The 18,877-nt window shown below is 72.8% G+C and carries 13 protein-coding genes; 6 read left to right on the top strand and 7 right to left on the bottom strand.

What is annotated here, in order from left to right; all coding sequences use genetic code 11:
• Nucleotides 1-72: 72 nt before the first annotated feature.
• Both ACFYZA_RS00360 and fxsT read left to right on the top strand, forming a co-directional pair.
• Nucleotides 73-1,419 (top strand): TIR-like protein FxsC, encoded by a 1,347-nt coding sequence (locus ACFYZA_RS00360; protein ID WP_382587147.1) that lies wholly within the window; start codon nucleotides 73-75, stop codon nucleotides 1,417-1,419.
• The gene (gene fxsT, locus ACFYZA_RS00365) at nucleotides 1,412-5,386 is read left to right on the top strand and encodes an FxSxx-COOH system tetratricopeptide repeat protein (RefSeq protein WP_388485890.1); all 3,975 of its coding nucleotides are present in this window, start codon (nucleotides 1,412-1,414) and stop codon (nucleotides 5,384-5,386) included. Before ACFYZA_RS00360 ends, fxsT begins: the two co-directional genes overlap by 8 nt.
• A 69-nt stretch (nucleotides 5,387-5,455) precedes the next feature.
• On the opposite strand, the gene ACFYZA_RS00370 is transcribed toward fxsT, so the two are convergent.
• The 4 genes from ACFYZA_RS00370 to ACFYZA_RS00385 all read right to left on the bottom strand — a co-directional run bounded on the left by ACFYZA_RS00370 (nucleotide 5,456) and on the right by ACFYZA_RS00385 (nucleotide 9,243).
• The gene (locus tag ACFYZA_RS00370) at nucleotides 5,456-6,319 is read right to left on the bottom strand and encodes an alpha/beta fold hydrolase (protein ID WP_388485892.1); all 864 of its coding nucleotides are present in this window, start codon (nucleotides 6,317-6,319) and stop codon (nucleotides 5,456-5,458) included.
• 99 nt (nucleotides 6,320-6,418) lie between these two features.
• A complete protein-coding gene (locus ACFYZA_RS00375) occupies nucleotides 6,419-6,826 on the bottom strand; it encodes a CoA-binding protein (RefSeq protein WP_388485895.1) in 408 nt (135 codons plus the stop codon).
• A gap of 37 nt (nucleotides 6,827-6,863) precedes the next feature.
• Nucleotides 6,864-8,030: an acyltransferase family protein gene (locus ACFYZA_RS00380; RefSeq protein ID WP_388485898.1), complete on the bottom strand. Its 1,167-nt coding sequence runs from the start codon at nucleotides 8,028-8,030 to the stop codon at nucleotides 6,864-6,866.
• 259 nt (nucleotides 8,031-8,289) lie between these two features.
• Complete coding sequence (locus ACFYZA_RS00385; protein ID WP_388485900.1) at nucleotides 8,290-9,243, bottom strand: squalene/phytoene synthase family protein; 954 nt, start codon at nucleotides 9,241-9,243, stop codon at nucleotides 8,290-8,292.
• Between the two features lie 269 nt (nucleotides 9,244-9,512).
• Here ACFYZA_RS00385 and ACFYZA_RS00390 point away from each other — a divergent pair, with 269 nt between their 5' ends.
• The 3 genes from ACFYZA_RS00390 to ACFYZA_RS00400 all read left to right on the top strand — a co-directional run bounded on the left by ACFYZA_RS00390 (nucleotide 9,513) and on the right by ACFYZA_RS00400 (nucleotide 14,499).
• A complete protein-coding gene (locus ACFYZA_RS00390; RefSeq protein WP_388485902.1) occupies nucleotides 9,513-10,139 on the top strand; it encodes a YigZ family protein in 627 nt (208 codons plus the stop codon).
• Nucleotides 10,140-10,300: 161 nt separating this feature from the next.
• Nucleotides 10,301-11,455 carry an exonuclease SbcCD subunit D gene (locus ACFYZA_RS00395; RefSeq protein ID WP_388485904.1) on the top strand — a complete coding sequence of 385 codons (1,155 nt, stop codon included), beginning with the start codon at nucleotides 10,301-10,303 and terminating at the stop codon, nucleotides 11,453-11,455.
• Nucleotides 11,452-14,499 (top strand): AAA family ATPase, encoded by a 3,048-nt coding sequence (locus ACFYZA_RS00400; protein ID WP_388485906.1) that lies wholly within the window; start codon nucleotides 11,452-11,454, stop codon nucleotides 14,497-14,499. Before ACFYZA_RS00395 ends, ACFYZA_RS00400 begins: the two co-directional genes overlap by 4 nt.
• On the opposite strand, the gene ACFYZA_RS00405 is transcribed toward ACFYZA_RS00400, so the two are convergent.
• Entirely contained in the window at nucleotides 14,464-14,910 is a 447-nt protein-coding gene (locus ACFYZA_RS00405; protein WP_382587282.1) for an Lrp/AsnC family transcriptional regulator, read from the bottom strand. The two genes, ACFYZA_RS00400 and ACFYZA_RS00405, sit on opposite strands and share 36 nt — an antisense overlap.
• Nucleotides 14,911-15,005: 95 nt before the next feature.
• Here ACFYZA_RS00405 and ACFYZA_RS00410 point away from each other — a divergent pair, with 95 nt between their 5' ends.
• Nucleotides 15,006-15,491 carry a rhodanese-like domain-containing protein gene (locus ACFYZA_RS00410; RefSeq protein WP_382587285.1) on the top strand — a complete coding sequence of 162 codons (486 nt, stop codon included), beginning with the start codon at nucleotides 15,006-15,008 and terminating at the stop codon, nucleotides 15,489-15,491.
• A gap of 48 nt (nucleotides 15,492-15,539) precedes the next feature.
• Here the strand turns inward: ACFYZA_RS00410 and ACFYZA_RS00415 are convergent, their stop codons facing one another.
• Together ACFYZA_RS00415 and ACFYZA_RS00420 are read right to left on the bottom strand one after the other, a co-directional pair.
• Nucleotides 15,540-17,216: a DUF885 domain-containing protein gene (locus ACFYZA_RS00415; RefSeq protein WP_388485909.1), complete on the bottom strand. Its 1,677-nt coding sequence runs from the start codon at nucleotides 17,214-17,216 to the stop codon at nucleotides 15,540-15,542.
• A gap of 149 nt (nucleotides 17,217-17,365) precedes the next feature.
• Entirely contained in the window at nucleotides 17,366-18,769 is a 1,404-nt protein-coding gene (locus ACFYZA_RS00420; protein ID WP_382587291.1) for a GNAT family N-acetyltransferase, read from the bottom strand.
• Nucleotides 18,770-18,877: the final 108 nt, after the last annotated feature.

The following is an 18,877-nucleotide window of genomic DNA, read 5'->3' on the forward strand; positions in this document are numbered from 1 at the left end:
TCGTTCTGTTCCGCCGGAGAATCCTCCGTTCCTACACTGAGGTCCCATCCACTTGGACCGGGGGAGACAGTGGTGCAGGGATCAGTGGGGGCCGGGGGAGACGAGCAGAAGCCATACTTCTTCCTCAGCTACGCGCACACGCCGAAGAGCGACCCCAAGGACAAGGACCCCAACCTGTGGGTCCAGCGTTTCTTCCGGGACCTCTGCGCCCATGTGATGCAGCTGACGCCCCTCCCGGCCGGCAGCGCCGGCTTCATGGATCAGCAGATGCAGCCCGGCGAGGGCTGGCAGGAACGGCTCTCGGAGGCGCTGGCCTTCTGCAAGGTGTTCGTACCGCTCTATTCGCCGCGCTATTTCCTCAGCGAACAGTGCGGCCGGGAGTGGTTCGCCTTCTCCAGCCGCGCCGCCGCGCAGAACGCGCGCAGCAGCAACAACAACAGCAACCCCGTCACCGGAATAGTGCCCGCGCTATGGGTGCCCGTGCCGACGCGAGGGCTGCCGCAGCCCGCCGAGCGGCTCCAGTTCAACCACGCCACCTTCGGCGACGAGTACGCCGACGAGGGCTTCTACGGGCTCATCAAACTCAACTACCTGCGGGACCAGTACGAACGCGCCGTCTACCGGCTGGCCAAACGCATCGTGAGCGTGGCCCAGCAGACCCAGCTGGAACCCGGCGACCCGCACCAGGACTACGCCAAGGTGCCGCCCGCCTTCGGTCCGGCCGGCGGGCCCGCCCGGGAAATGGAGGTCTCCGTCCTCGCCTGCTCGCGCTCCAGCCTCCCCACCGGACGCAGTCCGGACTGCTACGGCACCGAGGCCCTCGACTGGAACCCCTACCATCCGGCGTCCTCCAGACCGCTCGCCGACCACACCGTCGACGTCGTACGCAACCTGAACTACACCGTGCACCTCAGCGACTTCGAGGCCGAGCCCCAGCGGCTCCTCGCCTCCGGCCCACCCGCGCCCGGTCTGCTGCTCCTGGACCGCTGGGCCCTCGACGCCCGGCGCCGCCGCGAACTCCTCGACCAGCTGGGCGCGAGCCGCCGGCCCTGGATCAGCGTCATGGTCCCCGGCAACGTGGCGGACCCCCAGACCCGCGCCAGCAACGAGGAGTTGTCGCAGCAGACCGACACAGCGCTCGCCACCCGGGTCGACGAGAGCGACGGGCACCGCACACCGAGCGCCGGACTGCCCACACTGGAGGCCTTCAGCAAGGCGATCCCGGGGGCCGTGAAGGCGGCGGTCAAACACTACGAGGCCAACGCGCCGACCTATCCACCGCCCGGAAGCGGTGGGCCGATGCCCCGGGTGCTGCCGGGCGGCATCGGCTACGGCGCGGGTGGCCCCAGTGGCCGCGGTCAGAGCACGGACCAGGACAAGAACCACGGTGATAAGGCGGAGGGCTCATCAGATGACTGAGAACCGCAACGGGACCGTCGTCACGTTCTACTCGTACAAGGGCGGCACCGGACGGACCATGGCGCTGGCCAACTGCGCCTGGATCCTGGCGGCCAACGGGTACCGGGTACTGGCGGTGGACTGGGACCTGGAGGCGCCCGGCCTGCACCGGTTCTTCCACCCCTTCCTCGACCTCGCCGACCTGGAGGCGACCCCCGGTCTGATCAACCTGATCACCGACTACCAGGACGAGGCCCGGCGCCCCGCCGACCGCGAACCCGACTGGCACCGCGACTACGCCCGGGTGCGCCCGCACGCCACCTCCCTGAACTGGAACTTCCCCCAGGGCGGCAGCCTGGACTTCCTCTCGGCGGGCCGGCGCAACCGCGACTACCCCTCCATCGTCGGCAAGATGGACTGGGACGACTTCCACGAGCGGTTCGGCGGCGGCCAGTTCTTCGACGCGATGCGCGACGACATGCAGCGGCACTACGACTACACCCTGATCGACAGCCGCACCGGCCTCAGCGACATCGCCGACATCTGCACCGTCCAGATGCCCGAAGTCCTCGTCGTCTGCTTCACGTTGAGCGACCAGAGCATCGACGGCGCCTCGGCGGTGGCCCGTGACATCGAGGAGCGCTACCACGAGCGGCGCATCCGCATCCTGCCCGTCCCGATGCGCATCGACGACGGCGAGAAGGAGAAGGCGGACGCCGGCCGCGCGCTGGCCCGCGAGAGCTTCCCCGGCTTCCCCAGCGGCCTGAGCCCCGAGGAGCTCGGCAACTACTGGGGCACGGTGGAGGTCCCCTACCGCCCCTTCTACGCGTACGAGGAGATCCTCGCCACCTTCGGCGACGCCCCCAACGTCAGCAGCTCCATGCTCAGCGCCTGCGAACGCCTGACCTCCGTGCTCACCGGGGGCCTGGTCAACTCGCTGCCGCCCATCGACGAGGCCGACCGGCTCACCCATGTCGCCGCCTACACCCGGCGCCGGCCCATGCCGCCCTCCAACCTGGTCCTCACCCATGTCGCCGAGGACCAGATGTGGGCGGACTGGCTGGTGCACGTGCTGACCACGGCGGGCTTCCACGTCGTGCCGGTCGACGTCCGCGCCCCCCAAACGGGCACCCCCGAGGTCGAGTTCACCTCCGGGGTCGGCTACCGCGTCCTGCCCGTCGTCTCGCAGGCCTACCTCAACTCCGAGCGCGCCAGGAGCTCCTGGGAGACCGGAAGCGGCCTCGACCAGGCGGGCGTGCGCCGCCACATCCTGCCGGTGCGCGTCGGCGACGTACGGCTCAGCCCGCCGCTCAGCAACCGCGGCGTCATCGACCTCGTCCGCCTGGACGAGAACGACGCGGCGGCAGCCGTGCTCAACGCGCTCGACCGGGCCGAGGCGGTCGCGGGTCTCGCGTCCGCGCCCGTGGGGCCGCGCTATCCGGGCAGCGTGCCCAAGATCTGGAACGTACGGCCCCGGCACGCCTGGTTCACCGGACGCACCTCCGTCCTGGAGAGGCTGCGCGACCAACTGCGCGGGGACAGCCGCTCCGCCCAGCGCTTCCCGCAGGTCCTCTACGGCCTCGGCGGCGTCGGCAAGACGCAGGTGGCCCGCGAGTACGCCCACCGCTTCCGCGCCGACTACGACCTCGTGTGGTGGATCGAGGCGGAACAGCCCGACCGGGTGGTGTCCTCGCTCGCCGAGCTCGCCGCCGAGATGGACCTCAGGGCCGGCGACGTGGTCGCCGAGGCCGCGACGGCCGCCCTCCAGGCGCTGCGGCGCGGCGCGCCCTACTCCCGCTGGCTGCTGATCTTCGACAACGTCGAGGACCTCGACCGGGCCCTGAAACTGCTCCCGGACGAGGTGGAGCCCATCGCGGGCGAGACCTACGGACACATACTCGCCACCTGCCGCAACAAGCCGGCCTCGACCCATGTGGAGGCCATCGAGGTCGAGGTCTTCACCCGGCCCGAGAGCGTCGAGCACCTGTGCCGCCGGGTCACCAAGCTGCCCGTCGCCGACGCCGACCGGGTCGCCGACGCGGTCGGCGACCTGCCGCTCGCCGTCGAGGTCGCGGCCGCCTGGCTCGCCGAGACCGCGACCCCGGTCGACGCCTATGTGGAACAGCTCAGGGAGCAGAGCACCAAGGTCCTCTCGCTCGGCAAGCCCGAGGACTACTCGGAGCAGATCGGCGCCACCTGGAACATCTCGATCAGCCGCCTGCGCGACGAATCCAAGGCGGCGGTACGCCTGTTGGAGCTCTGCTCGTTCTTCTCGGCCGAGCCCATCTCGATGCGGCTCATCGGCAGCGACTCGATGTTCGAGTCGCTCCTGCCGTACGACCCGGACCTGCGCGAGCGGTACATGCTGGGCAAGGTCATCCAGACGCTGAACCGTTTCGCGCTGGCCAAGGTCGACCCGGCGGACAGCAGCATCCAGGTGCACCGGCTCGTCCAGGCGGCGGTGCGGGCCGGGCTCAGCGAGGAAGAGGTGGACACCGCCAAGCACGAGGTGCACCGCATCCTCGCCGAGGCCCGCCCGGTCGAGGGCGTCGACCGCGACAACCCCGTCAACGACCCCAAGAGCTGGCCCAGTTTCGAACTGATCTGGCCGCACCTGAGCGCCTCCGGCATCGCCGACTGCGACGAGGAGAAGGTCCGCCAGCTCATGGTCGACCGCATCCGCTATCTGCTCAAGCGCGGCGAACTCGAAAGCGCCCGGGTGCTCGGCACCCAGCTCAACAAGGTCTGGACGCGCGAACTCGGCGAGAACGACCTCCAGACCCTCAACATCCGCTTCGAGCTGGCCAACGCGCTGCGCGCCCAGGGCAAGTACCAGGAGGCCCGGGCGATGGACGAGGACACCCTCGCCCGTCAGATCAGCGTCCTGCACAAGGACCACCCGGGCGACGACCACCCCAGCATCCTCATCACCACCGGCAGCCTCGCCGCCGACCTGCGCGCGCTCGGCCGGTTCGACGAGGCCCTCACCCGGGACCTGAGGATCTACCACGGGCTGCGCCAGATCTTCGGCGAGAACCATCCCCGCACCCTCATCGCGGCCAACAACCTCGCAATCGACTACCGGCTCAGCGGCGACAGCGAGGCGGCCCGCCGGCTGGACGAGGAGACGGTGGAGCGGCGCAGCGCCCTGCTGGGCGAGGAGCACCCCTTCACCCTCACCACCAAGGGCCACCTCGCGAGGGATCTGCGCGAGAGCGGCGAGTACGCCGCCTCCATCCAGGTGCTGCGCACGGTGGTGTCGGCGTTCGAGCGCGTCCTGAACGCGGACGTGCCCGAGGCGCTGCGCACCGCCAAGAGCCTCGCGGTGTCCCTGCGCAAGGCGGGGCATCCGCACGAGGCGAAGCGGCTGACCGAGGAAACGTACAACCGCTACCGCGGCCGCTACGGGACCAAGGCGCCGGACGCCCTCGCCTGCTGTCTGAACCTCGCCGCCGACTTCTCGGCGACCGGCGACAAGCAGGCCGCCCTCGACCTCGCCCTCCAGGCCTACGAGGGCTACCAGAGCACCCTGGGCGAGGAGCACCCCTTCACCCTGGCCTGCCGCAACAACCTGTACATCTACCAGCGGGGCCTCGGCGCCGCGGAGGAGGCGGCGCGGGGCGGCGAGGACGTGCGGGCGGCCCTGGAGGAAGTCCTCGGCTCGCGGCACCCGTTCACGCTGTGCGCGGCGATCAACCTCGCCAACGCGTACGGCGACCTGGGCCGGCCCGACCTGGCCGAGCGCTGGGAACGGACCGCGCTCAAGGGCCTGTTGGAACGGTTCGGGCCCGCCCATCCCGATGTGCTCGCCTGCCGCTCCAACCTGGCGATCACCCTGCGCGCGGCGGGCCGTGAGGAAGAGGCCCAGCGACTGCGGGCCTCCATCCTGGAACCGGCCGCCAAGCAGCTGGGCGTGGACCACCCCATCGCCGAGGCGGCCCGCGCCTGGCGCCGGATCAACCGGGACCTGGAGCCGCAGCCGGTGTGACGGACACGGGCGGGGGAGTGCCCGGGCCCAACGGCCCGGACACTCCCCGGCTCACCTGTCCTCAGGAACTCACCAAGTGGCCCAGCTCAGCACGCGGGTGAGCACCCGCAGCGCCCCGAAGTGGGCAGCGCCGCGCTCGACGATCAGCTGGGCGCCCGGGATCCGCTCGGCCAGCCAGCGGGTGTGCTGGACGGGCGCGAACACGTCCTGCTCGCCGTGCCACAGGAGCACCGGCGCGGTGATGGCCTCCAGGCGGAAGTCCCAGTCGGTGCTGAACGCCATCACGTCGTCGACCCAGCCGTCGGCCGAACTGCGCAGCCCCTCCTCGAAGTTGCGCTCCAGCATCGCCCGGATGCCCGCGTCCGCGACGATGCCGCGGTCCGGCTTGGGAAGCCCGTGCCGCATGTCGTCCACCGAGCGCCGCGGATCGGACCGGATGGTGATCGACCGCATCTCCAGGGCCGTGGTCAACTGCCCTTTCCCGGCAGCCGCGTTGATGTACTCGCGGACATTGGACTCGGTCATCCCCTCGAACCAGTCGAGCCCCTGTGCGTCGCGCGGCGCGAGCCCCACCAGGGCCGCGGCCCGCGCCGTGCGGTCCGGAAGCAGCGCCGCGCAGGCGAGCGCGTGCGGGGCGCCGCCGGAGCGCCCGACGACGGCGAACTCGTCGAGGTCCAGGGCGTCCGCGATGGCCTCCACATCGGCTGCCGCGTCCGCCACCCGGCGCCCCGGCAGCCGGTCCGAATCGCCGTAGCCCGGCCGGTCGAACGTGATCAGACGGACGCCGAGGCGATAGAGCACCGCACTGCGGGGTGCCGGGCCCAGCCGGCTCCCCGGGGTGCCGTGCAGCAGGAACACCGGTCTGCCCTTCGGGTTCCCATAGTTCTCAACCGCTAAGTCCCGCCCGTCCCGGGTACGAATCAGCTCCCCCAACTGGTGCCTCCCCCTAGGTCTGGTTGGCGCCAGTATGAGCGTGTGCCATTCAGTGGTACATACCCGCACTCGTCGAATGCGGGCGGGCCCCGGTCCAACTCACCCCAGGCGCGGGATCTCGATCGCCGGGCACCGGTCCATGACCATGTCGAGACCCGCTGCCCGGGTGCGCTCCAGGGCGCCCTCGTCGATCACCCCGAGCTGGAACCAGACCGCCTTGGCGCCGATCGCCACGGCCTGGTCGGCGACGGCCCCGGCCAGCTCGCTGTTGACGAAGACGTCCACGACGTCGACCGGGAAGGGGATCGCGTCGAGCGAGGCGTAGCCCTGCTCGCCGTGGACGGTCTCCGCCTTGGGGTGGACGGGCACGATTCGCTTGCCGAAACGCTGAAGGACCTCCGCGACCCCGTGGGCGGCACGGCTTCGATTGTTGGAGAGCCCGACCACGGCCCAGGTGTCGCCGGTGTCGGTGAGGATCTTGCGGATGGTGTCCTGATCGGCGTACACGGCGCTCTCCTGGGTGTGGCGGGGATGTCCTGAGGTGTCAACGCGCGGGGTCGGCGGTGTCATTCCGGCGGGCTTGCCCCACGACGTCCGCCTGGTGCGGCGGCGCTGTGCGCCCGCCCTCATGTGGTGCGTCGCCGGAGGTCTCGGCCGGTTGCGCCCGCACGAAGAGCCAGTCGAGGCGCGGCTCGACGAGCGGCCTGGTGAGCCGGGCCACGGGACGGGTGCAGAGCAGCAGGGCCAGGGCGACGGAGAACACGGTGAGGACGGCCTGGCCGGCCGCGTGGTGCAGGACGGGGTGGTCGTAACTCCGGGTGTGGACCAGGGCCTGGCGTGCGAAGGCGTGCAGGAGGAAGGCGCTCATGGTGCCGGCGCCGAGCGCGGTGTACCAGGTGCGGCGGTTGGGGACCAGGGCGAGGAAGGCCGCGGTGAGGAGGAGCCCGGTGGCATGGACGGCGAGGGACTGGGCGGCCCAGTGGACGTAGGAGACATGGAGCTCGGCCGCACCGCCGCTGCGGTACAGCCAGCCCGCTCCCAGCCGTGGGGCCAGCCAGTACGCCGCCGCGCCGGCCAGGGCGAACACCGCCACGGCCGCCGCCTTCACCCATCGGGTCTCGCGCAGCCACTTGAGGTGAGCGGGGCGCAGGGTGAGCCCGATGACGAAGACCGGGAGGAACTGCAGGACCCGCGTGATGGAGAGCTGCGCGCCGAGCGAGAACGCGCCGCTCGCCAGGAAGAGGACGGTGGCGACGGTCACCGGAGCGCGCAGGGTCCGCCACAGCGGGGCGCTCAGGCGCCACAGGCAGAGGGCGATCAGGAACCAGGTGATCCACACCGGGGTGAGCGGCTGGATCTTCGCGTGCGCGCCGGACAGCGCGTTGTCGAAGAGCGTGAGCAGGGCGCCCCACAGGACGAACGGCAGGAGCACCCCGGTCGCCAGGCGCCGCATCTGCCGCGGCCGGGCGTCGAAGGACCGTGAGAAGAAGCCCGAGATGAAGATGAAGGCGGGCATGTGGAACGCGTAGACAAGGAGGTAGAGGGCCTTGAGATGGCGCTGCCCCGGCTGCTCGACGAGCGGCTCCCAGAAGTGACCGCAGACCACCAGCACCACGGCGAGGAGCTTGGCGTTGTCGTAGTACGGGTCCCGGCCGCCGCTGGGCCGCTCCCCGCCGCCGGAGCGCCGGGTCGGGGACGGGAGCGGCGTCACGTGGCTACCTCGGGGGACTGGTGGTCATGGAGTGGGGCGAGGGCGGGAGCAGGAGCAGGCGCCGCGCACGCGTTACCGGCGCGGCCGACGCCGATCGTAAGCCCGTGCGCGCACGGCCGTGCGGCAGTCCTGGCCGACTCGCCATGCCGGGGCGAGCGGTTCGGGTGTGCGGCCCGGGGTGTTCGGTGCGGGCGAGCGGCCCCGGGTGTGCGGCCCGGGTGTGCGGTGCGCCGCCGCTGGGTCGTCGTCCGCCTTCCCGTCACCCGCGCGACGCCGCTCCCTGCGGCGCCCCTGAGGTGCGCCCCCGGCGCAGCCTCCGGGCCTGCGCGTACTCCCGCAGCAGCACCCGCGCGGCCCCCGTCGCCGAGGGGCGGGCCGGTGCCTTCAGGAGTTCCACGCCCTTGCGGGCGGCGGCCGCGCTGGTGAGCTCGTCGAACGAGATGAGCGCGCGCACGAGGGGCCTTCCGGGTGCCGGGACGATCGTGACCAGCGGCCGGCTGGCCGCGAGAGTGGCACGGGCCTGCCCGAGGACGGCGGCGATCAGCTCGCGGGTGCCGGGGAGATCGCGGGCCTGTTCCAGGTCCTCGCGGGTCACCCCGTGGCGCTCCAGCGTCTCGCGCGGGACGGTGAGGCGTCCGTCGGCGAGGTCCTCCGCCAGGTCGTTGACGAAGTCGAGGCGCTGGCTAGCGTCGATGAAGGTACGGCAGGCCGCGCGGAACTCCGTGCTGTCGCCCTGCGGGGCGAGCAGACCGGCCACGAGCATGAACGCGGGCAGCGAGTACGCGTCGATGTACGCCTGATGGTCCGCCTCCGTATCGAACCCGGCGAAGTCCAGGTCGGCGCGGGCGGTCACGAGGTACTCCTCGACGTGGCCGCGCAGTTCGGGATGCGCCGCCAGGGTGTTGAGGACGGGGCGGATCACCGGGTGGTCGGCGGCGCCGGTGGCGAGAGCGTCGCGGACCCGGCGCTCCCAGGCGTCGTACGCCGCCGCCCGGCCCTCCTTCGGGCCGCTGTCGAGCAGGTTGTCGCTGTGGTGCATGAAGGCGGTCATGGCCACCACGTGCGGGAACAGCGGCCGGGGCAGCAGCAGTCGGGCGGCCAGATAGGCGCTGCGCTTGAAGCGGGCGACCAGTTCGCGCTGACGCGTGTAGTCGTCGCGCAGCCCGGGGTCGCGGATGCCCGCGGCGTCGAGTGCCTGGTTCCACGCGCTCATCGATGACCTCTCCCCGGGGTGCGGATGCCGGGCCCCAGTTGATCACGACGGCACGCCGGCGCGTCCGGTCAGTCCGTCGTGAACGTGTGGGTGGCCCCGCCCCGGAGGACCCGGCGACGTGGAGTCCACCGCAGGGTGCGGGTGGGTGGCGATCACGGTGAAGCTGCGCGGCCGCACGCAGGGCCGGGGCACCTTCACCACCCGGCCCGCCCCGGCCTGCCCCGGTCCGCCGGGGCGGGCCGGGTGCGCGGGGCGCTTAGGCTGGTCGAATGCAGGAGCAGTACCGGACCATCGCCCGAGAGGGCGTGCACGAGAGCGAGATCAACAGGTCGCGCTTCCTGTGCGCGCTCGCGCCCGCCGCCACCGAACAGGAAGCGCAGGACTTCGTGGCCCGCGTCCGCAAGGAGCACCCGACGGCCAGCCACAACTGCTTCGCGTACGTCATCGGCGCCGACGCCTCCGTGCAGAAGGCGAGCGACGACGGCGAGCCCGGCGGCACCGCGGGAGTGCCCATGCTCCAGATGCTGACCCGGCGCGAGATGCGCTACGTCGTCGCTGTCGTCACCCGTTACTACGGCGGCGTCAAGCTGGGCGCGGGTGGTCTGATCAGGGCGTACGGAGGTGTCGTCGGCGAGGCTCTGGACGCGCTCGGCACGATCGTGCGCCGTCGGTTCCGCCTGGCCACGGTCACCGTCGACCACCAGCGCGCGGGCAAGCTGGAGAACGACCTGAGAGCGTCCGGGCGCGCGGTGCGCGAGGTGCGGTACGCCGAGGCCGTCACCATCGACATCGGGCTTCCCGAGGCCGACGTCGAGGCCTTCCGCGCCTGGCTCGCGGACGCCACCGCCGGCACGGCGACGCTGGAGCTCGGCGGAGAGGCGTACGGGGACGACTGAGGTGCGAGGAAAGGGACGTCCAGGACAAAAGGGAAACCTCATGTGGCGCCCTCGGAAAGGGACTTCAGGGACAAAAGGGGTAGGCGTGTGAGGCTCCCGGGAAGGGTGGACGTCCCCGTTGCCGCCCGTGTTGTCGTACCCCACCGTTACCCTCGAGGAACATGAGATTCCTGCACACCTCGGACTGGCACCTGGGCCGGTCCTTCCACCGGGTCGACCTGCTCGTCGCCCAGGCCGCGTTCGTCGACCACGTGGTGGCGACGGTGCGTGACCGAGGTGTGGACGCGGTCCTGGTCGCGGGGGACGTGTACGACCGCGCGGTGCCGCCGCTCGCCGCCGTCGACCTCTTCGACCGGGCGCTGCACCGCCTGGCCGGCCTCGGGGTGCCCACGGTGATGATCTCCGGCAACCACGACTCGGCGCGCAGGCTCGGCGTCGGGGCCGGCCTGATCGAGCGGGCCGGCATCCATCTGCGCACCGACCCGGCCGGCTGCGGCACACCGGTCATGATCGGCGACGTGGCCTGCTACGGCCTGCCCTACCTGGAGCCCGCCCTGGTCCGCGACGAGCTGGCCGCGCCCAAGGCCGGGCACGAGGCGGTGCTCGCCGCGGCCATGGCGCGCGTACGGGCCGACCTCGCGACCCGCCCCGAGGGCACCCGCTCCGTCGTCCTCGCGCACGCCTTCGTGGCCGGCGGCGAGCCGAGCGACAGCGAGCGGGACATCACCGTGGGCGGAGTGGCCGCCGTGCCCGCCGGGGTCTTCGACGGCGTGGACTACGTGGCCCTCGGCCACCTCCACGGCAGCCAGACGATCACCGAGCGGGTGCGCTACTCGGGCTCGCCGCTCGCCTACTCCTTCTCCGAGACCACCCACCGCAAGTCCATGTGGCTGGTCGACCTCGCCGCCGACGGCGCCGTCACGGCCGAGCGGATCGACTGCCCGGTGCCCCGTCCGCTCGCCCGCATCCGCGGCCACCTGGAGGAGCTCCTCGAAGACCCGGCCCTGGCCCGGCACGAACAGGCCTGGGTGGAGGCCACGTTGACCGACCCGGTGCGCCCCGCCGACGCCATGGCCAGGATCGGCGCGCGCTTTCCGCACGCCCTCAGCCTCGTCTTCGACCCCGAACGGGCCGACGTCGACCCGCTGGCCTCGTACGCGCAACGGCTCAGCGGCCGCAGCGACCAGCAGATCGCGGAGGACTTCGTGGCTCACGTGCGCGGCGGCAGCGGCCCCGACGCCCGCGAACGGACCGTTCTGCAAGGGGCGTTCGACGCCGTGCGGGTGGACGACGGCGTGCGCGAGGTGGCCCGATGAGGCTGCACCGCATGCGCGTCACCGCCTTCGGCCCCTTCGCGGGCAGCCAGGAGGTCGACTTCGACGCGCTGTCCACGGCGGGCCTCTTCCTGCTGCACGGCCCGACCGGCGCGGGCAAGACCTCGGTGCTCGACGCGGTCTGCTTCGCCCTGTACGGAGCCGTTCCCGGCGCCCGCCAGACCCCCGGCACGCCGCTGCGCAGCGACCACGCCGCACCGGACGTCTTCACCGAGGTGCTGCTCGAACTGACCGTCGGCGGACGGCGGTTGGAGGTCACCCGCCGCCCGCAGCAGGACCGGCCCAAGAAGCGCGGCAGCGGCTTCACCACCGAGAAGGCGCAGACCTGGCTGCGCGAGTACGACCCGGCGGACGGCGCCTGGCAGGCGCTCAGCCGCTCCCACCAGGAGATCGGCGAGGAGCTCGGACAGCTCCTCGGGATGAGCCGCGAGCAGTTCTGCCAGGTCGTGCTGCTGCCGCAGGGCGAGTTCGCCAAGTTCCTCAGGTCGGACGCCGAGGCGCGCGGAAAGCTGCTCGGCCGGCTCTTCGACACCCGCAGGTTCGCCGCCGTGGAGGGCCGCCTCGCCGAGCTGCGCAAGACCGCCGAACGCCAGGTCAAGGAGGGCGACGAGCGGCTGCTCGCCCTCGCCCAGCGGATGGCGCAGGCCGCGGGCGACAGCGCTGAGGCGCGCGCCTGGCCGCTGCCCGACGCCCGGCCCGGAGACCCCGGCCTCGCCTCCGCCGTCCTGCAGTGGGCGGCCGTCGCGCGCAGCGGGGCCCAGGAACGCCTCGACATCACCTCGGCCGCGCTGGACGCCGCCGAGAGCAGGCAGGCGGCCGCCCGACGGCTCGCCGAAGAGGCCCGGCAGCTGGCCGCCCTGCAGGCGCGGTACGCCGAAGCGCGCGCCGGCGCCGAGGAGTTGGCGGCCCGCCGCCCCGAGCAGGAGGAGCTGAAGGCCCGCCTGGACACGGCCCGCAGGGCCGAACGGGTCGCGCCCGCCCTGGAATGGCAGGGGCAGGCCCAGCGGTCCCACCGCACCGCGACGGCCGAGCGGGACCGCTCGCGGGAACGGCTGCACCCCGACCTGGCGGACGCCGGAGCCGATCAACTCGCCGCCCTGGAGCGGCGGATGCGCCAGGACCTCGGCGCCCTGGAGTCCGCCCGCCGGGCCGAGCGGCGCAGCGCCGAGATCGACGAGGAGCGCTCGCGCCTGGACCGGCAGGCCCGTGCCGACGAGGAGGTCCTCGCCGACACCGCGGCCTGGCTCACGGGCTGGGAGACCGCCCGGCTCGGCCACCAGACCCGGATCGACGCCGCCCACGAGGCCGCCGCCCGCGCGGAACACCTCGCCGGACAGCTCGAACCGGCCCGCCGCCGCCTCGCGGCCGCCCGCGAACGCGACGCGCTCCAAGGCCGCCTGAGCGAGGCCGAGAGGCGGCACGAGAGCGCCCGTGAAGGCGCCAACGCCGCCCACGAGCGATGGCTGACGCTCCGTGAGGAGCGGCTGCGCGGCATCGCGGCCGAGCTGGCGGCCCGCCTGAAGGAGGGCGAGCCCTGCACGGTGTGCGGCTCGGCCGAGCACCCCGCGCCCGCGCGCCCCGGCACCGGCCAGGTCGACCGCGCCACCGAGGACACCGCACAGCGGGCGTACCGCCAGGCGGAGCGCGTCCGGGACGAGGCCGAGGCGGCCCTCTCCTCGGTACGCGAGGAGATCGCGGGCGCCCGGGCCGAGGCGGGCGCGGCGAGTGCGGCCGAACTGGCCGCAGCGGCAGGCGAGTTGGAGCAGGAGCACAGTGCCGCGCGGGCGGCGGCGGGAGGGCTGCACGAGGCCCGGCTCGCGCTCGCCTCGGCGGAGCGCGAGTACGAGCAGCGCCTGGCCGCTCAGCGCACCGCACAGGAGACCAGCGCCGCCCGCACCGCGAGCCGCGAGGCCCTCGACCGTGAACAGGCCGCGCTGGAAGCCGAGTTGAGCGAGGCGCGGGCGGGTGCCGCCAGCGTCGCGGAGCAGGCCGGTCTGCTCGAACACCGCGCGGCCATCCTCGCCGAGGCGGCGGAGGCGGTCCGCGCCGTCGAGGACAGCGCCCAGCGGCTCAAGGAGGCCGACGGACGGCTCTCCGAGGCGGCGTTCCGGGCCGGCTTCGACACCCCCGCCGCGGCGTCGGCCGCCCTGATCGACGAGCGCGGCCAGCGGGACATCCAGCACCGGCTCGACGCGTGGCAGAACCAGCAGGCGACCGTCGGCGCGCGCCTCGCCGAGCCGGAGACGGCCGCGGCCGGGCTGGCCCCGCCCGCCCGCACCGAGGAGGCGGCAGCCGAGTCCGCCGCCGCCGAACGCGCCCTGCGGGACGCGGCGTCGGCCCTCACGGCGGCCCGGGCCCGCTGTACGGAACTGCGCGCCCTGAGCGCCCGGGCCGTCGAGGAGACCCGTGGCATCGGCCCGCTGCGCGAGGAGTACGAGCGGGTGGCCTCGCTCGCCGGGCTCACCGCGGGCACCTCCGCCGACAACGAGCGCAAGATGCGCCTGGAGTCGTACGTACTCGCCGCCCGCCTGGAACAGGTGGCGGCCGCCGCCACGGCCAGACTCCAGCGCATGTCGGGCGGCCGCTACACCCTGGTCCACTCCGACGCCCGGGGCGGCAGGGGCCGCTCGGGCCTCGGGCTGCACGTGGTGGACGCCTGGACCGGCCGGGAGCGGGACACCGCGACCCTGTCCGGCGGAGAGACGTTCTTCGCCTCCCTCGCCCTGGCCCTCGGCCTCGCCGACGTCGTCACGGACGAGGCGGGCGGCGCGCGCCTGGACACCCTCTTCATCGACGAGGGCTTCGGCAGCCTCGACGACCAGACCCTCGACGAGGTCCTCGACGTACTGGACTCGCTGCGCGAACGCGACCGCAGCGTGGGCATCGTGAGCCATGTGGGAGACCTGCGTCGCCGCATCCCCGCCCAGCTGGAAGTGGTGAAGGACCGCACGGGTTCCTCGGTGCGGCTGCGCGGGACCGAGGGGACGGCCTCAGTGGCCGATCGCGCGCCGGGGCAGCGGGGATGAGTACACCACGCTCGTCGTGACGGAACCCAGCGTGCCGATCCTTCCGGAGATCTCCTCCAGGTGGCTCATCGAGCGGGCGTTGACCTTGATGACGAAGCAGTCGTCGCCCGTCACATGGTGGGCCTCCATGATCTCCGGCGTCGCCTCCACCAGATCGTGGAACGGCTTGTAGTTCCCGTTCGGATAGCGCAGCCGCACGAAGGCGAGGATGGGCCGGCCGAGGCGTTCCTGGTCGACCACGGCCGTGTAGCCCGCTATCACCCCGGCCTCCTCCAGGCGGCGCACCCGCTCGGTGACGGCGCTCGCCGACATCGAGACGGTCCGGGCCAGCTCGGCGAAGGTGGCCCGTCCCCGCGCCTGCAGGGCTTCCAGAATGCGCCAGTCGGTGGCGTCCGGGGAATACGCGTTCATGCCGCCAAGACAACCGTGAAATCCCCGGTGGATCAAGGGTTGTCCCGGGGATCGTTCCTTCCCGGAGTGGATCACCGGCACCTAGATTTTCAGCCATGACGACACAGCACACCGCCCCCGCCAACCCGGTCCTGCGGGTGGCCCCGGCCGCTCCCGCCGACGCCGCCGCCTACTTCCGGGCCTCCCTCGTCTTCCACGCGGACGTCTCCGACGTGGCCGCGGCCCTCTCCGACGGAGGTGATCCCGGCTTCGTCGTCCTGGACTCCCGCTCCACCGAGTCCTGGGACCAGGGCCATGTGCCCGGCGCCGTCCACCTGCCGACCGCGCTGATCGCCGAACAGGCCGAGCGGCTCCTGGACAAGTCCGTGCCCGTGGTCACCTACTGCTGGGGCCCCGGCTGCAACGGCGGCACCCGCGCGGCCCTCGCCCTCGCCGAACTCGGCTTCCGGGTCAAGGAGATGCTGGGCGGCTTCGAGTACTGGGCGCGCGAGGGCTTCGCCTTCGAGACGTGGGAGGGCAGCGAACGGCGTGCCGCCGACCCGCTGACCGCCCCGGTCGGCGCCGACGACTGCGGTTGCTGAACTCCCGTGCGGGGGCGGCCCGTCGAGTGCGCCGCCCCCGCCGGAACCTCAGAGCTTGGAGAGCTCGTCGACCAGGTCGTCGAGGCCGAGCGACCCCTGCGAGAGGGCCGCCATGTGCCAGGCCTTCGGGTCGAAGGCGTCACCGTGGCGGGCCCGGGCGTTCGCCCGGCCTAGCAGCCAGGCGCGCTCGCCCAGCTTGTAGCCGATGGCCTGCCCCGGCATCGACAGATAGCGGATCAGCTCGCTCTGTACGAAGTCGGCGGGCCGGCTGCTGTGGGCGCTGAAGAACGCGTGGGCCAGCTCCGGCGTCCAGCGCTCGCCCGGGTGGAACGGCGAGTCCGCCGGGATCTCCAGCTCCAGGTGCATGCCGATGTCGATGATCACCCGGCAGGCGCGCATCATCTGCGCGTCCAGGTAGCCGAGCCGGCGCTCGGGGTCGGTGAGGAAGCCCAGCTCGTCCATCAGGCGCTCCGCATAGAGGGCCCAGCCCTCGGCGTTGGCGCTGACATGGCCGACGGTCGCCTGGTAGCGCGAGAGCTGGTCGGCGACGTGCACCCACTGCGCGATCTGGAGGTGGTGGCCCGGCACGCCCTCGTGGTACCAGGTCGACACCAGGTCGTACACCGGGAAGCGGGTCTCGCCCATGGTGGGCAGCCAGGTGCGGCCCGGGCGCGAGAAGTCCTCGGAGGGGCCCGTGTAGTACGGGGCCGCGGCGCCGCCGGGCGGCGCGATGCGGGACTCCACCTTCCGTACCCGCTCGGCGAGTTCGAAGTGGGTGCCGTCGAGCGCCTCGATGGCCTCGTCCATCAGGGACTGCAGCCAGTCGCGGACCTCGTCGACGCCCTCGATGTGCGCCCCGTGCTCGTCGAGGTGCGCCAGCGCCTCCCAGGGCCCGGCGTCGGGCAGGATCTTGGCGGCCTCGGTCTTCATCTCGCCGAGCAGCCGGTGGTACTCGGACCAGCCGTAGGCGTACGCCTCGTCGAGGTCGAGCGCGGTGCCGTTGTAGTACTGCGACCAGCGCTGGTAGCGCTCGCGGCCCACCGTGTCCAAGGCGCCCTCGATGCCGGGCGCGTACACGTCGCGCAGCCAGTCGCGCAGGGCTGCGAGGGCGGCGGAAGCCCCGGTGGCGGCCGCGTCGAGTTCGGCCCGAAGGGACTCGGGGCCCGGGGCGGCGAGTCCCTCGAAGAAGCCGGTGTCGACCCACTCGCCGAGCTGGCCGATGACGGTCTCGGTGGCCTGCGGTCCGCCGAACAGCTTGCGTTCGAGGCCCAGTTCGAGCGAGGCGCGGTAGCCCTCGATGGCGGCGGGCACCGCACGCAGCCGGGAGGCGAGGGCGCGCCAGTCCTCCTCGGTCTCGGTCGGGGTCATCGTGAACGCCATCCGGACCTCGTGCACCGGGGAGCTGAGGTTGCTCACCTTGCGCAGGCCCTCGTCGGCCTCGTGCACGCCGAGTTCGGAGGTCAGGCGCTCCCGCAGCAGCCTGCCGCAGCGCCGCTCGGCGTCGCTGTCGGCGCCGGGCAGGCGCTCGGCCTTGTCCAGACGGGCGAGCGTGGTGCGCGCCAGGTCGGCCAGGGCCGACTGTCCTGCGGGGGAGAAGTCGGGCAGGAGGGCGTGGCTCGCCCGGACGCCCAGATAGCTCCCGGTGATCGGGTCGAGTTCGATGAGTGCGTCGACATAGGCGTCGGCGACCTGGCGGGGCAGCGCGCTGCTGGAAGTGACTGACATGCGGACATCCTCTCCGAGGGAGGGCTCCGCGTCACCACCTGTCGTGACGGGACACCTGACCGGAGTTCCCGGGTGGCGTTGCGGCCGGCCGCGACCGGCCGCACTTCCACGTCGCGCCGAAGGCCCGGCGGGCCGTCGCGGGGCGGGGCTCAGCCCTGCCCGAACTGCCCGTGCCGGGCGGCGGAGCCCACCGGCGTGCTCGTGCCGAGGCGGGCCGTGACCACCAGGGTGCCCTCCTCGATCTGGTAGTCCAGGGGCAGCCCGAGCCCGCGCATCGCCGCGACCATCGCGGTGTTGGACGACTGGGTGACGGCGTACACGCTGTCGCAGCGGGCCTCGACGGCGAGCTCGACGAGGCGGCGCAGCAGCTCGGCGCCGATGCCGCGGCGCTGCCAGGAGTCCTCGACGAGCAGGGCGACCTCAGTCTCGTCGCCGTCCCACAGCAGATGCCCGAGCGCGACCAGGCGCCCCGAGGCGGTCTGCACCGCCAGGGTGCGGCCGTAGCGCGGGCTGAGCAGATGCCCGAGATAGCGGTCCGCGTCGGCCACCGGCCCGTGGTAGCGCAGGCCGAGGGTGCGGTCCGAGCAGCGCTCGTGCATGGCCTTGGCCGCTTCGAGGTCGCTCGGAGCGGCGCGCCGCACGGTGATCTCGTTGCCCTCCGGCAGCGTCAGGACGTCCTCGCCGCGCGGAACGCGGGGGCCGAGCCGGGCGTCCAGCTCGACCAGCGCGCGAGCCCTGGCGAACTCGGTCGGGGTGAACGGCAGATGGGGCCGCTCGATGGTGATGGCCCCGCCGCCGGGGTCGCGCAGCCGCATGACGGTGGACTCCAGTACGCCCTCGACCGGGGCGCTCTCGCCGGTGGCCCGGCCGGTCAGGGAGACCGCGGGCAGCGAGTGGATGGTGCAGCGCCCGAGCAACTGGCGCAGCGCGAGCGGGAGTTCGGCCGCATCCAGGGCGGTCCTGGTCGCGAGGCCGAGCACCCGGGTCGGCGCGTCCACCAGGTCGTGGGCGTCGGCGCGCTCGGTCCAGGTGTCGGCGCCGCCGGCCGCGGCGACGGCCCGGGACAGGTCGGCGGCCGACAGCTGGGCCGGGGTGCGCAGCAGGAACTCGTCCACGGTGCCGTCGGCGAGCGGGTGGGTCTGGAGCGTGAGGATGTCCACGCGCTGCTCGGCGAGGACGGTGCACAGCGCGGCGAGGCTGCCGGGTGCGTCCCGAACGGTCGTCCGCATCCGCCACAGCGCCGTCTCGCGGGGCGCGCTCCCGCCCTCGCCGTCGGCCGCCGTGGCGTCGGTATCGCCCGTATCGCCGGCGCCCGGAAGCGGGGGTGAGTGGCTGTTGCGGCGTGCCCACCAGGTGTGGAAGGCGGCCGTGGCGATGAGTGCCACGGCCGAAGCGCCCAGCATGAAGGGCCCGTCGGGGCCGTGCGCGACCAGGTTCGCGAGTCCGTCGGCGACGGCCACGGCCGTGAAGAGCGCGGCCAGTTCGACGAGGTCCCGCCGCCAGTGGTGGCGGCGGGCGGGCTTGGGGGAGATCTGTCCTTGCATATCAGTCATGGCATCACTGTGACGCAGCGGTGTTGCGTGATCACGAACGTTTTGTGACTGACGGGTTAAGTGTGCTTCTGATGCTCTTTTGGCGGTTTTCTCTGGGGTGTGGCCTGG

Source organism: Streptomyces sp. NPDC001828, assembly GCF_042892175.1.
Taxonomy (GTDB): Bacteria; Actinomycetota; Actinomycetes; order Streptomycetales; family Streptomycetaceae; genus Streptomyces.

Coding starts and splice junctions, on each gene's coding strand:
- ACFYZA_RS00385 (WP_388485900.1), bottom strand. CDS start 9,243: ATGAGCGCGTGGAACCAGGCACTCGACGCCGCGGGCATCCGCGACCCC.
- ACFYZA_RS00405 (WP_382587282.1), bottom strand. CDS start 14,910: ATGAACGCGTATTCCCCGGACGCCACCGACTGGCGCATTCTGGAAGCC.
- ACFYZA_RS00410 (WP_382587285.1), top strand. CDS start 15,006: ATGACGACACAGCACACCGCCCCCGCCAACCCGGTCCTGCGGGTGGCC.
- ACFYZA_RS00390 (WP_388485902.1), top strand. CDS start 9,513: ATGCAGGAGCAGTACCGGACCATCGCCCGAGAGGGCGTGCACGAGAGC.
- ACFYZA_RS00400 (WP_388485906.1), top strand. CDS start 11,452: ATGAGGCTGCACCGCATGCGCGTCACCGCCTTCGGCCCCTTCGCGGGC.
- ACFYZA_RS00420 (WP_382587291.1), bottom strand. CDS start 18,769: ATGACTGATATGCAAGGACAGATCTCCCCCAAGCCCGCCCGCCGCCAC.
- ACFYZA_RS00395 (WP_388485904.1), top strand. CDS start 10,301: ATGAGATTCCTGCACACCTCGGACTGGCACCTGGGCCGGTCCTTCCAC.
- ACFYZA_RS00415 (WP_388485909.1), bottom strand. CDS start 17,216: ATGTCAGTCACTTCCAGCAGCGCGCTGCCCCGCCAGGTCGCCGACGCC.
- fxsT (WP_388485890.1), top strand. CDS start 1,412: ATGACTGAGAACCGCAACGGGACCGTCGTCACGTTCTACTCGTACAAG.